Origin of the sequence: Mannheimia cairinae (genome assembly GCF_028649535.1) — a bacterium.
Taxonomy (GTDB): Bacteria; Pseudomonadota; Gammaproteobacteria; order Enterobacterales; family Pasteurellaceae; genus Mannheimia; species Mannheimia cairinae.
The window spans coordinates 66,465-81,280 of sequence record NZ_JAQSJE010000011.1 but is presented as its reverse complement, the minus strand read 5'-3'; the positions used below and the strand labels follow the sequence as shown (position 1 = coordinate 81,280).

Annotated in this window: 11 protein-coding genes, 3 tRNA genes and 2 rRNA genes; 9 read left to right on the top strand and 7 right to left on the bottom strand. The window is 39.0% G+C overall.

Annotated features, from left to right (window positions below):
• Window positions 1-38 precede the first annotated feature (38 nt).
• From rrf (PTQ27_RS11305) to PTQ27_RS11285, 5 genes are all read left to right on the top strand, one after another.
• Window positions 39-154 (top strand): 5S ribosomal RNA (gene rrf / locus PTQ27_RS11305).
• 51 nt (window positions 155-205) lie between these two features.
• Window positions 206-321: ribosomal RNA gene (gene rrf / locus PTQ27_RS11300) — 5S ribosomal RNA — on the top strand.
• Window positions 322-333: 12 nt separating this feature from the next.
• Window positions 334-410 (top strand) — tRNA-Asp (locus PTQ27_RS11295).
• 44 nt (window positions 411-454) lie between these two features.
• Window positions 455-530: transfer RNA gene (locus PTQ27_RS11290), tRNA-Trp, on the top strand.
• Between the two features lie 30 nt (window positions 531-560).
• Window positions 561-637 (top strand) — tRNA-Asp (locus tag PTQ27_RS11285).
• 478 nt (window positions 638-1,115) lie between these two features.
• Here PTQ27_RS11285 and PTQ27_RS11280 read toward each other — a convergent pair.
• The 3 genes from PTQ27_RS11280 to dnaK all read right to left on the bottom strand — a co-directional run bounded on the left by PTQ27_RS11280 (window position 1,116) and on the right by dnaK (window position 6,109).
• Window positions 1,116-2,624 (bottom strand): catalase, encoded by a 1,509-nt coding sequence (locus PTQ27_RS11280; RefSeq protein WP_273749853.1) that lies wholly within the window; start codon window positions 2,622-2,624, stop codon window positions 1,116-1,118.
• A gap of 202 nt (window positions 2,625-2,826) precedes the next feature.
• Entirely contained in the window at window positions 2,827-3,966 is a 1,140-nt protein-coding gene (gene dnaJ, locus PTQ27_RS11275) for a molecular chaperone DnaJ (RefSeq protein ID WP_273749852.1), read from the bottom strand.
• 244 nt (window positions 3,967-4,210) lie between these two features.
• Window positions 4,211-6,109, bottom strand: coding sequence for a molecular chaperone DnaK (dnaK, locus tag PTQ27_RS11270; RefSeq protein WP_273749851.1), 1,899 nt, complete (start codon window positions 6,107-6,109; stop codon window positions 4,211-4,213).
• 276 nt (window positions 6,110-6,385) lie between these two features.
• On the opposite strand from dnaK, the gene PTQ27_RS11265 reads away from it, so the two are divergent.
• Complete coding sequence (locus PTQ27_RS11265; RefSeq protein WP_273749850.1) at window positions 6,386-6,724, top strand: P-II family nitrogen regulator; 339 nt, start codon at window positions 6,386-6,388, stop codon at window positions 6,722-6,724.
• Between the two features lie 63 nt (window positions 6,725-6,787).
• Entirely contained in the window at window positions 6,788-7,018 is a 231-nt protein-coding gene (locus PTQ27_RS11260; protein WP_273749849.1) for a zinc ribbon domain-containing protein, read from the top strand.
• A gap of 57 nt (window positions 7,019-7,075) precedes the next feature.
• On the opposite strand, the gene panF is transcribed toward PTQ27_RS11260, so the two are convergent.
• The 3 genes from panF to metJ are packed head-to-tail and all read right to left on the bottom strand — an operon-like array spanning window position 7,076 to window position 9,096.
• A complete protein-coding gene (gene panF / locus PTQ27_RS11255) occupies window positions 7,076-8,509 on the bottom strand; it encodes a sodium/pantothenate symporter (protein ID WP_273749848.1) in 1,434 nt (477 codons plus the stop codon).
• Entirely contained in the window at window positions 8,502-8,735 is a 234-nt protein-coding gene (locus PTQ27_RS11250) for a YhdT family protein (protein ID WP_273749847.1), read from the bottom strand. Before PTQ27_RS11250 ends, panF begins: the two co-directional genes overlap by 8 nt.
• Window positions 8,736-8,778: 43 nt before the next feature.
• On the bottom strand, window positions 8,779-9,096 hold the full coding sequence (gene metJ / locus PTQ27_RS11245) for a met regulon transcriptional regulator MetJ (RefSeq protein ID WP_273749846.1): 318 nt from the start codon (window positions 9,094-9,096) through the stop codon (window positions 8,779-8,781).
• A 158-nt stretch (window positions 9,097-9,254) separates the two neighbouring features.
• Between metJ and PTQ27_RS11240 the strand changes: the two genes are divergently transcribed.
• Together PTQ27_RS11240 and mpl are read left to right on the top strand one after the other, a co-directional pair.
• On the top strand, window positions 9,255-10,010 hold the full coding sequence (locus PTQ27_RS11240; protein WP_273749845.1) for an MlaA family lipoprotein: 756 nt from the start codon (window positions 9,255-9,257) through the stop codon (window positions 10,008-10,010).
• A 76-nt stretch (window positions 10,011-10,086) separates the two neighbouring features.
• The gene (mpl, locus tag PTQ27_RS11235) at window positions 10,087-11,445 is read left to right on the top strand and encodes a UDP-N-acetylmuramate:L-alanyl-gamma-D-glutamyl-meso-diaminopimelate ligase (RefSeq protein ID WP_273749844.1); all 1,359 of its coding nucleotides are present in this window, start codon (window positions 10,087-10,089) and stop codon (window positions 11,443-11,445) included.
• 70 nt (window positions 11,446-11,515) lie between these two features.
• Here mpl and recC read toward each other — a convergent pair whose 3' ends face one another.
• On the bottom strand, window positions 11,516-14,797 hold the full coding sequence (gene recC, locus PTQ27_RS11230) for an exodeoxyribonuclease V subunit gamma (protein WP_273749843.1): 3,282 nt from the start codon (window positions 14,795-14,797) through the stop codon (window positions 11,516-11,518).
• Window positions 14,798-14,816 lie beyond the last annotated feature (19 nt).

The following is a 14,816-nucleotide window of genomic DNA, read 5'->3' as shown; positions in this document are numbered from 1 at the left end:
ATGTTTTTAGCTTGTTTTTGGATTTTAAATAGGATTTTCCCGACGACCATAGTGCGGTTGTTCCACCTGACTCCATCCCGAACTCAGAAGTGAAAAGCCGTAACGCCGATGGTAGTGTAGTGTTTCGCTATGTGAGAGTAGGACATCGTCGGGTTTTATTTCCTTAGTTTTCTTGATAAAGAGAATTAAGGAAATAAAGGATTTGATTGATAACCATAGTGCTGTGGTGCTACCTGACTCCATCCCGAACTCAGAAGTAAAACGCAGTAACGCCGATGGTAGTGTAGTGTTTCGCTATGTGAGAGTAGGGCATTATCAATCTATAAAATTTGCGGAGCGGTAGTTCAGCTGGTTAGAATACCTGCCTGTCACGCAGGGGGTCGCGGGTTCGAGTCCCGTCCGTTCCGCCACTTATTAAATAGCGAGTTTTAGCTCGCTTTAGTGCTATAAATTTAGGGGCGTAGTTCAATTGGTAGAGCACCGGTCTCCAAAACCGGGTGTTGGGAGTTCGAGCCTCTCCGCCCCTGCCATTCATTATTAAATAATCTCCATTAATATGCGGAGCGGTAGTTCAGCTGGTTAGAATACCTGCCTGTCACGCAGGGGGTCGCGGGTTCGAGTCCCGTCCGTTCCGCCACTTATTCTTATATAAATATTTCTTTATTTTGTCTATTTATAGTAATAAAAATATATTTCTTATTTTAATTTGGAAAATTTTTGGATAGTAGGTAAAATTGTTATTTTATCTCTAATCTCTAATCTCTAATCTCTAATCAATCTAAATTTTAATTACTGAATATATTTAGAGTTCTGCTAGATAGCATAGAGGAATTGCTATTTTATGATTTATCTGCTTAATAGCTCTGACGATTCTAATTCTTATGTGAGTAACTCTTTTCTATATCATTAATTTCTAGATTTATATTCTATTTCTTATATTTTCTTTTCAATAATTCTCTTCTATATAATTATTAATTAATTTATGTTTTTTATTTTAAATCTAAGCTAGAATTATACTTATTATTAATATTAAGTTTTATTTTGGACATTATTACCCATAAAAAAACCTCTAGAAATATTCTAGAGGTTTATCAGTATTTGATGTAATTTATATCTTATAACAAGCCAGGCTGACCTAATGCAGGATCTGTTGCACGAGCTGCAATAGCATCTTCAACAGTCATTCCTAATGCTTTTGCAACACCTTCGCCATAAGCTGGGTCACAAGCATAGCAGTTGCGGATATGACGATATTTAATAAAGTCTAACGCATCGCCCATTGCAGCTGCTGTATTAGTGAATAATGCTTGTTTTTGTTCATCATTCATTAAGTTGAATAATGCTCTTGGTTGGCTAAAGTAGTCAGCATCATCTTCACGATAGTTCCAATGTGCTGCATCACCGTTGATTTTTAATGGTGGCTCAGCATATTGTGCTTGTTCTTGCCATTTGCCAAAGCTGTTTGGTTCATAATGGATTGTACTACCATAGTTACCATCTACACGACCTTGTCCATCACGAGCATTGCTGTGAACAGGGCAACGAGGTGCGTTTACCGGAATTTGGTGATGGTTTACACCTAAACGGTAGCGTTGTGCATCCGCATAGTTGAATAAACGAGCTTGTAACATACGGTCTGGTGATACGCTGATACCAGGAACTAAGTTGCTTGGTGCGAATGCCGATTGTTCAACATCAGCAAAGAAGTTTTCTGGGTTACGATTTAATTCGAATTCACCCACTTCAATTAATGGGTAATCTGATTTTGGCCATACTTTTGTTAAATCAAATGGATGGTATGGTACTTTTTCTGCATCAGCTTCTGGCATAATTTGCACGTACATTTTCCATTTCGGGAAATCGCCACGCTCAATCGCATCGTATAAATCACGTTGATTACTTTCACGATCGTTTGCAATAACAGCAGCTGCCTCTTGATCCGTTAAGTTTTTGATACCTTGTTGAGTACGGAAGTGGAATTTCACCCAGAAACGTTCGTTTTCAGCATTGATAAAGCTATAAGTGTGTGAGCCGAAACCATGCATATGGCGGTAAGATGCCGGAATGCCACGATCACTCATTACAATCGTGACTTGGTGGAATGCTTCAGGTAATAATGTCCAGAAATCCCAGTTGTTCGTTGCAGAACGCATATTTGTACGAGGGTCACGTTTTACCGCTTTGTTTAAATCAGGGAATTTGCGTGGGTCACGTAAGAAGAATACAGGTGTATTGTTACCCACCATATCCCAGTTACCTTCTTCAGTATAGAATTTTAAAGCAAAACCACGGATATCACGCTCAGCATCTGCAGCACCACGTTCACCTGCTACAGTAGTAAAACGAGCAAACATTTCTGTCTGTTTACCCACTTGGTTAAAGATAGCTGCACGTGTGTATTTAGTAATATCATTGGTTACAGTGAAAGTACCAAAAGCACCAGAACCTTTAGCGTGCATACGACGCTCAGGGATCACTTCACGTACAAAGTTAGCTAGTTTTTCGTTTAGCCATAAATCTTGTGCTAATAATGGGCCACGTGGGCCGGCGGTTAAACTATTTTGGTTATCAACAACAGGAGCACCATTGTTCATTGTTAGATGTGTAACAGGGCATTTAGACATAATATTATCCTCAAAATAAAGTTACGGTAAGTAATCAATCCACTATAAAGTATAAGGATTATGCAATCTTTCTCAATCTATTAGTTTGATAAATATCAGCTATTAAATTCCTTCTTTTGATATTTTTTTAATTTACTTAAAAAAATAAAACCCGATAGCAAATGCTACCGGGTTATTTAGAGAAAATGTATAAATTTAGATTTTACTTACCTAAGTTATCAAAGAATTTTTTTACACCATCGAAAAAGCCTTGATGTTTAGGGCGATTACTTTTACCTTCTAAACTCTCTTCAAATTGACGTAATAATGCTTTTTGTTCTTCGTTTAATTTAACAGGGGTTTCAATTACTACTTTGCAGATCAAATCGCCAGCATAGCCACCACGAGGGCTAGTTACACCTTTACCACGCACACGGAATAGTTTTCCTGTTTGAGTTTCTGCCGGGATTTTCAGTTTTAATTTGCCATCTAAAGTAGGTACTTCAATTTCACCACCGAGTGCTGCAAGGGTAAAGCTAATTGGTACTTCGCAGTATAAGTTTGAACCATCACGCTCAAAAATATCGTGCTCTTTCACGTGAATAACTACATATAAATCGCCTGCCGGTGCACCGTTTTCGCCTGCGGCTCCCTCGCCGGATAAACGAAGTTGATTGCCAGTATCGACACCTGCAGGAATCGTTACCGATAGATTTTTCACTTTTTGTACACGGCCATCTCCGTGGCAAGAACGGCAAGGTTTTTCAATACGTTTACCTGTACCGTGACAGCTCGGACAAACAGCCTCGGTTACAAAGAACCCTTGCTGACGGCGGATTCGCCCTGTGCCGTGGCAGTGTGAACAGGTCTCTACTTTACTGCCGGCCTCAGCCCCTGAACCGTGGCAAGTATCGCACTCTGCTAAAGTTTGAATGCGGATATCTTTTTTGCAGCCTTTTACTGCCTCTTCAAGGGTGATTTCAATGTCGTAACGTAAATCATCGCCACGCACGACACGCTGACGGCGTCCGCCACCGCCACCAAAACCACCGCCAAACATTTCACTGAAGATATCTTCAAAACCGCCGAAACCACCGCCGCCAAAGCCACCGAATCCGCCACTACCACCACCGCCTTGTTCAAAGGCTGCGTGTCCGTATTGGTCGTACATCGCTTTTTTCTCGCTATCGGTTAAAACTTCATAGGCTTCAGTAATCTCTTTGAATTTTTCTTCCGACTCTTTGCTACCTTGGTTTTTATCAGGGTGGTATTTTGCCGCCAAACGTTTATAAGCACGTTTGATGTCTTTCTCACTTGCCCCTTTAGAAAGCCCAAGGACTTCGTAATAATCTTTTTTTGCCATAATATTTTGTTTGTAAAATTTTGCGGAAATTTGACCGCTTGCTCCACGCACGGCATAGCCGTACGTGGTTACGATCAGCCTTCGGCTGAGTGAGCTGCTTTGCAACTCTTTCTTTACAGCTCCAAAGGAGCTGAACTTATGCGTAACCTAGTACGGCTTGCCGTGCTAGGTATAGAGCCATTATAACTAAATACACCAAAAGGGCGTGTTTCCACGCCCTTTATTCAAACTTAAAGTCGTGAAATTATTTATTATCCTTCACTTCTTCAAATTCAGCATCTACCACGCCATCATCTTTTGCAGATTGTTTTGGTTGTTCGCCTGCTTGTGCTTTAGCTTGAGCGGCTTGCATTAACGGTTCTGATGCTTTAATTAATGCTTCGGTTTTTGCATCGATTTCGGCTTTATCTTCGCCTTTTGCTGCAGTTTCTAATTCTGCGATAGCGGCTTCGATTTTCGCTTTATCATCTGCATTTAACGCATCGCCTGTTTCTTCAATTTGTTTGCGAGTTGCGTGGGCAATACCATCTGCTTGGTTACGAGCTTGAACTAACTCTTCAAATTTTTTGTCTGCTTCGGCATTTGCTTCCGCATCACGTACCATTTGTTCTACTTCTTCATCGCTTAAGCCTGAAGATGCTTGGATTTTGATTTGTTGTTCTTTACCAGTGTTTTTATCTTTCGCAGACACGTTGATAATACCGTTAGCATCAATATCGAATGTTACTTCAATTTGTGGCATACCACGTGGTGCAGGGTTGATACCTTCAAGGTTGAATTGACCTAAAGATTTATTGTCTGCCGCACGTTTACGCTCACCTTGTAACACGTGAATTGTTACCGCACTTTGGTTATCTTCCGCTGTTGAGAACACTTGTGATTTCTTCGTTGGAATCGTTGTGTTTTTCTCAATTAAGGTCGTCATTACACCACCCATTGTTTCGATACCAAGTGATAATGGAGTAACGTCTAATAATAATACGTCTGTTACATCGCCTGCTAATACACCGCCTTGTACTGCCGCACCGATTGCAACTGCTTCATCTGGGTTTACGTCTTTACGAGGTTCTTTGCCAAAGAAGTCTGCCACTTTTTTCTGTACTAATGGCATACGAGTTTGACCACCCACTAAGATTACATCGTTGATTTCGCTTACTGATAAACCAGCGTCTGCTAATGCAGTTTTTAACGGCTCTAATGAACGGTTTACTAAATCTTCAACTAACGCTTCTAATTTTGCACGCGTTACTTTAATGTTTAAGTGTTTCGGGCCTGTTGCATCTGCTGTAATATACGGAAGATTTACTTCTGTTTCTTGTGCAGAAGAAAGCTCGATTTTCGCTTTTTCAGCCGCTTCTTTCACACGTTGCATTGCCATCGGGTCGTTACGTAAATCAACACCTTGTTCTTTTTGGAACTCTTCTACTAAGTAGTTGATGACACGGTTATCGAAGTCTTCACCACCTAAGTGAGTATCCCCATTGGTTGCACGCACTTCAAAGGTTTGTTCGCCATCAAAGTTATCAATTTCGATAATTGAGATATCGAATGTACCACCACCTAAGTCGTAAACAGCGATAGTTTGGTTCTCTTTCTTAGAATCTAAACCGTATGCAAGAGCAGCAGCAGTTGGCTCGTTGATGATACGTTTAACATCTAAACCAGCGATACGACCCGCATCTTTAGTTGCTTGACGTTGTGCATCATTAAAGTAAGCAGGAACAGTAATTACCGCCTCTGTTACCGTTTCGCCTAAGAAATCTTCTGCGGTTTTCTTCATTTTTTTCAAAATTTCGGCAGAGATTTGTGGTGGTGCTAATTTTTCACCCTTAACAGTTACCCAAGCATCGCCATTGTCTGCTTTACTGATTTCAAATGGCATAATTTCAATATCACGTTGTACTTCGTTATCAGTAAAGCGACGACCGATTAAACGTTTAATTGCAAATAATGTATTTTTCGGGTTGGTAATTGCCTGACGTTTTGCCGGCTGACCCACTAAGATTTCTTTATCTGTATATGCAATGATAGATGGAGTTGTACGTGCACCTTCTGCATTTTCAAGCACACGAGGTTTATCGCCGTCCATTACAGCAACACAAGAGTTTGTTGTACCTAAGTCAATACCAATGATTTTACCCATTTTTGATTCCTCTTTTATAAATTCGATAATGTTGTTGGCTACAAGATGTAGGCTTTTCGCCACATTTCAAGACAAGTTTTGAAATTTTCTTGTAACTTTTTATTCAAAAAGAAACGGGAATTTGCTTTCCCGTTCAGACGAAATCATAAATAGGGGCGAAAATTTTCGGTTCAAGGGCAAAAATGAAAAAATTTGTAAAATTTTTGAAAAAAATAACCGCTTGTAATAGACTTTCATTTATTTTTCGCACATTAAGCCCGAAGGAATAAGGCAACTATGAAATTAATCACTACCATTATCCAACCCTCAAAATTAGAAAGCGTACAAAATGCCTTATCTGATGTGGGGATCCAAGGAATGACGATTACCGAAGTAAAAGGCTTTGGCAGACAATATGGGCATACAGAACAAGAGTTAGCTAAAATTAACACCATTGATTTTCGCCCTAAGATTAAAGTGGAAGTGTTAATTTCAGATTACCAAACAGATGAAGTCATTGATGCGATTTTAAACGCCTCATATTCAGGGCGAGTAGGCGATGGTAAAATTTACGTTTCTAATATTGAGCAGGTTATTCGCACTCGTACTGGCGAAACCGATGATGAAGCGGTCTGATTTTTGCAAAATTTTACCAAAATCAAACCGCCTGCAAATAGCAAATAATTTAAGGATAAATAAATGGCATTACATCGTTGCCCCGAGTGCAGAAAAAAAATTAGTGATAGCGTAGAAAGCTGCCCCCATTGCGGTTTTTCTTTTAAAGAAGCTGATTTAGAAATTTACCGCCAGAAGCTAGAACAACGCAGATTACATAACCAAGAAATAAATCGCAAAAGTGTGAAATTACAGTTGGTTTGGTTGGTTATTTTTGCCTTGGTGATTGGAGTTGCTAGCATTGTTGCGAATTAAAAAAGCCACTTTTAAAAGTGGCATTTTAGAAACAAGCGGTTAAAAATTATAAATTTTTTACAATTCTACCGTTTTCTTACCAAACTGATTACCAATAAGAAAAGCAATCAGCCCAATCAGTAATGCAGGCACAATAGCGTGGAAACTGAAAATAGTGATTTTAAAGCTTGTCATTACCACATAACTAATTAGGCCTGTTAGCATTGAACAAATTGCTCCAGTTGCATTGGCGTTTTTCCAATATAACCCTAACACGATAACCCAAAGGAATGTTGCTTCCAAACCGCCTAAGGATAATAAATTAAGCCAAATTAACATATCAGGCGGATTTAATGCGGCAAATACTAAAAATAGCGTAAAGGTTAGTGTTGTAATAGTGGAAAAGAGCTTAATCTTTTTCTCGTTATTAATAGCATTTGGTTTTATGGCTAAATATAAATCTTTAATTAAGGTTGAAGATGATTGAATCAGCATTGAGTCGATAGAAGACATAATCGCCGCCATCGGTGCAGCAAGGAAAATACCTGCTACTACAGGCGGTAGCACTTGAATCATCAAGGTTGGAATAACCTGATCCGGCACTTTTAAATCTGGCACAACCGCTCTGCCAAGTACACCAGAAAGGTGCATTCCAAACATTAAAATGGCAATGACGATAGTGCCGATAATCATCGCTTTATGTAAGGCATTGCTGTCTTTGTATGCCATACTTCTTACCGCTATATGCGGTAAACCGATTAAGCCAAAGCATACTAATACCCAAAACGATGCCATAAAAGTTAAATCAAGTGGACGTTCCTCAATACCATAAGGGGAAAGAAGCTGCGGATTGATACTTTCAAGGGTATTCATTGCATTTTCCACCCCGCCAGCTGCGTAAATAACCGCAGCGAGTAAAATGGTAGTTCCAACCATCATCACTAAACCTTGAATGGTATCGGTTAAAACCACCGCTCTAAAACCACCAATAAAGGTGTAAAGCCCAACGGTTACAGCAAAAATAATAATCGCAGTTTTATAGGGAATGCCTAAAGTGGTTTCTAGCAAACGTCCTGCCCCAATAAATTGAACCGCCATCATTGCAAAAAAGGAGAGCAATAGAGCGAAACCTGCAATCCAAACTACAAAACCGTTTTGGTAACGGGCAAACAACATATCGTTTATTGTAACGCTATTGTGTTTGCGTGCGAGCAGTGCGAATTTTTTGCCTAACGCACCGAGTGAAAGTAAGACTGCTGGCACTTGAATCATTGCCAGCAATACCCAGCCTAAACCATATTTATAGGCGGCCCCAGGCCCACCGATAAAAGAACTTGCTCCGACATAGGTGGCGGCGGTTGTCATTGCCAGCACAAAGCCAGACATTGAACGTCCACCAATGTAATATTCAGAAATAAAACTACTACCTTGTCTTTTACGATAGGCATAAAAGGCAACACCGAAAACAAAGCAGAGATAGGCAATTAGCGGTAAAATCATTTCGTTATTCATTGGTATTTGCCTCTAAATCGATGTTTTTATAGATTTTTTTAATCACAAGAGTAGCAATGAGAGTAAAGATAATGGGTAATAAAATACAAGATAATTCAAACCAAATTGGAAAGCCGAAAATGCCTCGCCCTTGAGGTGAAAAATAGGCAAAACCTACCCAGCCTAAAATATAAATAAAAGTTAAAAGCAATGCCCAACGAGCTTCTTTTGCTAATTGTTGATACATAAAAAATTCCTATAAAAAGAACCTCGCAAACTGCGAGGTGTTTTTAATATTGCCAGTTATCAGGATCTATACCTAGTTCTCGCATTTTTTGTTTTGCTTCTTCTGGGATCTCATCGTTCCGATCTTTCATTAAATCCTCATCATTTGGTAGAGGTTGCCCTGTAAAAGCGTGCAAAAATGCTTCGCACAGTAATTCACTGTTAGTTGCGTGGCGAAGATTTTTAATTTGGCGACGTGTTCTTTCATTGGTAAGAATTTCTAATACCTTAATTGGAATAGAAACCGTCACTTTTTTGACTTGTTCGCTTTTCTTGCCGTGTTCTGCATAGGGGCTGATATATTCGCCGTTCCAATCTGCCATTGTTAATTACTCCTAAAATTGTGTTTGTATTGTAATCAAAAGCGAAGGATATCTCAATCTAGACGTCTAGATTTCTATAACTAAATTGCTTTTTATTTTGTATTTTGAAGTAACTTCGTTACAATGGCTAAAATTTATCTTTTTTGAAAGGTTCAGTTATGAAATTAGCATCTCTAAAACAGCTTTGTGTTGTATTCAGTGTAGCGGTTTTAACCGCTTGTTCTTCAAGTATTAATCCAGAAACAGGTGTGCGAGATGACCCATTAGAAGGGTTTAACCGTGCAATGTGGAAAGTAAACTACGACTACTTAGATCCTTATGTACTAAAACCAGTGGCAAAAGGGTGGAAAGATTATGTACCTAGCCCGATTAAAACAGGTTTGATTAATGTCGCAAATAACCTTGATGAGCCGGTAAGCTTTGTCAATCGTTTGATTGAAGGCGAGGGACAAAAAGCAATGGTTCATTTTAACCGCTTTTGGATAAACACAGTGTTTGGTTTAGGCGGTTTAATTGACTGGGCAAGCCAAGATGAAGGATTACGTTTAACCAATGGGCAACGTGGCTTAGGCGAAAGCTTAGGTGCAAATGGCGTAGCCTCAGGGGCTTATATTATGGTGCCTGCTTATGGGGCAACCACACCTCGCCAAGCAATCGGTAGCGGGGTAGAAACGGGTTATTCTGTATTAACTTATGTTGGTACACCTTGGTCTATTGCGAAATTTGTGGTTCAAGGGGTAGATTCTCGTTCTAAACTGTTAGATCAAGATGCATTATTACAACAAGCACAAGATCCTTATGTTACCTTCCGTGAAGCGTATTTCCAAAACTTAGAATTTAAAGTAAAAGATGGTAATGTTGAAACAAGCCAACAAGAATTACTTTCTGAAGAAGAACTAAAAGATATTGACTAATCCTTTATAAGCGGTCGTTTTTTACAATTTTTTTGCAAAAAACGACCGCTTGTGTTTATTTAAAATAACGTAAAAAATGAAAAAACATATCCATATTTTAGGTATTTGTGGCACTTTTATGGGCGGTGTGGCAATGATTGCCCGTGAACTAGGCTATAAAGTAACAGGTTCAGATACCAATGTTTACCCGCCGATGAGTACATTTTTAGAGTCTCACGGTATCGATATTATTCCTAACTATGATGTTGCTCAACTGCAACCTGCCCCTGATTTAGTAGTAATCGGCAATGCAATGAGTCGAGGTAATCCTTGTGTCGAATATGTGCTAGATAACCAACTAAATTACACTTCAGGCCCGCAATGGTTACACGACCACCTTTTAAAAGATCGCTGGGTATTAGCGGTTTCTGGCACGCACGGTAAAACAACCACTACCGGAATGCTTGCTTGGATTTTAGATCAAAACGGCATTGATACCGGCTTTTTAATTGGCGGTGTGGCAGGCAATTTTGGCATTTCAGCCCGAGCAGGTAGCAGTAAATTTTTTGTGATTGAGGCTGATGAATATGATTCCGCCTTTTTTGATAAACGTTCTAAATTTGTGCATTACACGCCAAAAACGTTAATTATCAATAATATTGAATTTGATCACGCTGATATTTTTGATGATTTAAAAGCAATTCAAAAACAGTTCCATCATTTAGTGAGAACGATGCCGAAAAGTGGCTGTATTTTATCGGCTATTGCAGATGAAAATGTGCAAGATACCTTAAAAATGGGGAGCTACAGTGAACAGCAATTTATCGGTGAAGAGAAAGAGTGGTTTGCAAAACCGTTGAATGCTGATTGCTCGCAGTTTGCCGTATTCCATCGTGGTGAGAAAAAAGGCGAGGTACATTGGAATGTGATTGGTAAGCATAATATGCACAATGCGTTAATGGCGATTGCCGCCGCTCATCACGCAGGTGTTGATGTAGAAAAAGCTTGCCGAGCATTAGGTTCGTTTATTAACGCTAATCGCCGTTTAGAAGTTAAGGGTGAAGTAAATGGCATTACCGTTTATGATGATTTTGCCCACCACCCAACAGCGATTGAAGCCACTATTGATGCTTTGCGTGGCAAAGTGGGGAATCAGCGTATTTTAGCGGTATTAGAGCCTCGTTCCAATACAATGAAAATGGGGGTACATAAAGAAGAAATCGCCCCAAGCCTGAGTGATGCACAAGCGGTATTTGTTTATCAGCCAGAGACGATTCCGTGGCAAGTGGACGCTATTACTAACGCTTTATCTCAGCCTGCTCTGTGGTCTGCTGATTTAGATGAACTTGTTGATTTGGTCGTTAAAGAAGCAAAACCGGCAGATCATATTTTAGTGATGAGTAATGGTGCTTTTGGCGGTATTCACAATAAGTTATTAGCTAAGCTTGCGAAGTAGGCTTACAGATTTTTAGCTCAAAATAACGGATTTATGCCTAGCACGTTTAGCGTGCTAGGCATAAATGGTATCAGCATTTTATATTGCTATTATTCAGCATTGAGCTAAACCAATCTTGTGTACGTTGATAGATTGTTTGAGCATCCAATTCTTTCGTTTGTGCAAGTATTCGATTGAGGTAATCATCGGTATTTTTATCATTGCTTGCAAGCTCATATAGCTGATTTTCACTCTCTTCAGCCCCTTTTTTCAGATAGGCCTCAATTTTGTCATATACAACAATTTGAGCTTGAGATAGCCCATCTAAATAGCCTTTTACATATACACATAATTGCTTTTCAGCCTCTTCTTTTGAAATTTCTGCAAAGCTTAGAGACTCAACCTTATCCTGCTGGCGGTAGTAGTATTTCACCTTTTTATTCAGCCCTGTAGTAGCACTCAGTAAATGATAAAGCCAAGCTTGGATACGGTCTTTATCACGTAACTTGCCTACTCGCCACAGTATTATTTCATCGGCATAAATATTGGGAATATTGCCGTTTAAGGTTATTTCTCGGCTCTCTAAATAGATTTTATGCTCAACGGTAAAAATCAAGCTTTCCTGTTCTAAATAATCCGCAAGCTCATTTCGCATATCGGTAATTTTACCAACTAAATCCTGCTCGGTTATTTGAGCAAAGTTAGAGGCAGGTAAATTACCTTTTAATCGCTCTTTCTCAAAGAATTCGGCTTGTTCTTCAGGTTTTACCGCAAGTAGCTCTTCTAATAAGAGATAATTGTCTAACCCAGACATTTTAAAGATTTCGCTTTCATCAATGCTATCATCAAAACGTTTGAAAGAAACACCCAACACATTGGTAAAGAAGAATTGCATTGGATTTTGAATAAAACGAATCAGATCCTCTAATTCAATCGTATTTGGCAGACTTTCGATTGGCAATTTTTCTGCCAAGAAGTCTTGATGGTTTGATTCACTATGTAGCACCCACTCAGCGTTATAGGCATAATCTCTTGGGTGGGTAAAATTCTTTTTGCTAAAAACCGTTAAAGGCTGTTTTCTCACTAAGGTTTTGCTTGCTTTGCCTGTTTGTTGCAATTCCGGTACAGAATATTCATCAATCACATCAAGCAACTGAGAAACTACAATAGACGGCAACATCTCTTTACCATCTTTTTGCGATTGCCCGATATAGCTAATATAAAAAACTTTTTGTGCAGAAAGTAAAGCTTCTAAGAACAGATAGCGATCATCATCTCGCTTGGCTCGGTCGCCTTTTTGTGGGGCATATTGCATTAAATCAAAGCTATTTATTTGTTGCTGACGAGGGAAATCCGCCTCATTCATTCCTAACAAACAAACTACCTTAAATGGAATAGCACGCATTGGAAGAAGTGTAGCAAAATTCACTCTGCCGACTAAGAAATGAAGATTCTGCGAATGTTCGTTTAAGTATTGGTTGAACAGTAATTCAATGATATCGATTGAAAGCTCTTCATTAAAAGACGTACAGGAGATCAGTTCTAAAATTTGATCATTTACGTTATGTAATAGCAAAATGGAGGCTGTATTTTCCGCATTTTCTTGATATAGCTGGCTGATTAACTGCTTAATTACTTGATGCCAACTAGCCAAGGATTGAGGTTGCTGAATAAACTTCGTCCAAGCGAGTAAATGCTCAATAAAAGATGATAATGATCCAACCAATTCTGCATTTAAGCCATAGCTATCTGAAAATGCCAGAGTATCTTGCCAAATGCCATTTTCTTCTTTCAAGCTAGAGCCTAGTAATAGTCTATTTAGGGCATTTTCCCAAGAGTTATAGTTTTGCCAATGAGCTTGTTCAATTTGAGTACCAGCTCTTAACCCAGCATTTTTCGCCCAAGTGCGTAAAGTATGGATATGTTCAGGCGTAAAATTAAAACGAGCTTGAATAGCGTTAATTTCAAGTAAATCAAAGAGGGATTCCGCATTAAATTCGCTCTCTTTCATCGCCAATAATTGTAAAAAACTGGCAATAATCGGATCAATCGCCGTAAATGCCTGATCAGATAATGAGAACGGAATATAGCGAGGATCACGCTGACCGGCATAGCGAGAGAATACCGCATCAATATAAGGGGCATATTTATTGATATCCGGAGACATCACAATAATATCTTTTGGCAGTAAACTGCTGTCTTGCTCAAACAGATTAAGTAGTTGATTATGCAGTACTTCTACCTCTCGCATCGGGCTATGGCAAGCGTGAATCTGGATAGAGTTATCTTGAGAAAAATCGCTAATATTTGCTTGATTAGCCGAAATAAAAATCTGTTTTTTGATTTTATTGAGATTTGAATTGTCATCGGGTTCAATAAAGGCATCAATCGTATTTGGCTCGAATTCCATAAGTTGAGCCAAAAAATCTCGCCCTTGTTTGCCCCAAAGGTTAAGTAGTTTATTACTCTGTTCGGCTAATAATGCTTCCAGATCTTCTGACGAGATTTTGTTAGTTAAGGCAAGTTTTTGCCACACCTTATCTTCCACACTATCGCCCCAATATTTTTCACTCGGATTAAGGAAGAAAATGTGCAAATCGCAATGTTCACTCAATTTTTTAAACACGGCTAATTGCAAAGGTGAAAAGGCGGAAATACCAAAAATAAAAATACGTTTAGGTAATTTTGCTTTTTCAGCATCGGTTAGGTTACTGAGCTTTTCAAAATAATTTTGTTGTAAATAAGCACGGTGAGAGGTGGTAAAAATGCTTTCATCAGCATCTGTTTTTAAATCATTAACAATCTGTTTCCATAGCGTACTTTGCCATTGCATATCGGAAAAAATCAGTTCTTGATCTTTATTTTTACCTGAAATTGCAATTTTTATCTCATTTTTGACCGCTTGTAGATTGTCTTCTTCCCAATTTACCAACCAATGTGGGCGATACACTAAATATTGGTCAAATAATTCGGCAATCTTGCTGGAAAGTTGGTAGAGTTTTAATTGATATTGCTCGCCACTTTCAGACAAATAACGTTTTAAAGGGGCAAATTCTGCTTGAGTAAGGCAAATTGGCAATAAACGCATAATTCGCCAAGTCATTGATGAGCGTTCAAAAATATTCTCTTTCGGCAGTTCAGGGAATAGCACGCGGTATTGTTGCCATAGAAAAGTGGTCGGATAAAGAAACTCACAATTCCCCATAATGCCGGTTGATTCGGCAATCTGCATTTGTAACCACTGAGCCATTCCTTGGCTTTGAATTAAAATTTTCTCAGGCTCAAAAGGATCAACAAGGGGGTTCACTTGCTGAACTTTAACTAGCATTTCCGCAAGCAATGAAATTTGATTGGATTGGTAAAGTGTAAACATAATAACGCCTCTCTGAAGT

Bases quoted from the DNA above. Each gene is read 5' to 3' on its own strand.
- recC (WP_273749843.1), bottom strand. From the start codon at position 14,797: ATGTTTACACTTTACCAATCCAATCAAATTTCATTGCTTGCGGAAATG.
- PTQ27_RS11280 (WP_273749853.1), bottom strand. From the start codon at position 2,624: ATGTCTAAATGCCCTGTTACACATCTAACAATGAACAATGGTGCTCCT.
- PTQ27_RS11265 (WP_273749850.1), top strand. From the start codon at position 6,386: ATGAAATTAATCACTACCATTATCCAACCCTCAAAATTAGAAAGCGTA.
- metJ (WP_273749846.1), bottom strand. From the start codon at position 9,096: ATGGCAGATTGGAACGGCGAATATATCAGCCCCTATGCAGAACACGGC.
- dnaJ (WP_273749852.1), bottom strand. From the start codon at position 3,966: ATGGCAAAAAAAGATTATTACGAAGTCCTTGGGCTTTCTAAAGGGGCA.
- PTQ27_RS11250 (WP_273749847.1), bottom strand. From the start codon at position 8,735: ATGTATCAACAATTAGCAAAAGAAGCTCGTTGGGCATTGCTTTTAACT.
- dnaK (WP_273749851.1), bottom strand. From the start codon at position 6,109: ATGGGTAAAATCATTGGTATTGACTTAGGTACAACAAACTCTTGTGTT.
- panF (WP_273749848.1), bottom strand. From the start codon at position 8,509: ATGAATAACGAAATGATTTTACCGCTAATTGCCTATCTCTGCTTTGTT.
- PTQ27_RS11240 (WP_273749845.1), top strand. From the start codon at position 9,255: ATGAAATTAGCATCTCTAAAACAGCTTTGTGTTGTATTCAGTGTAGCG.
- mpl (WP_273749844.1), top strand. From the start codon at position 10,087: ATGAAAAAACATATCCATATTTTAGGTATTTGTGGCACTTTTATGGGC.
- PTQ27_RS11260 (WP_273749849.1), top strand. From the start codon at position 6,788: ATGGCATTACATCGTTGCCCCGAGTGCAGAAAAAAAATTAGTGATAGC.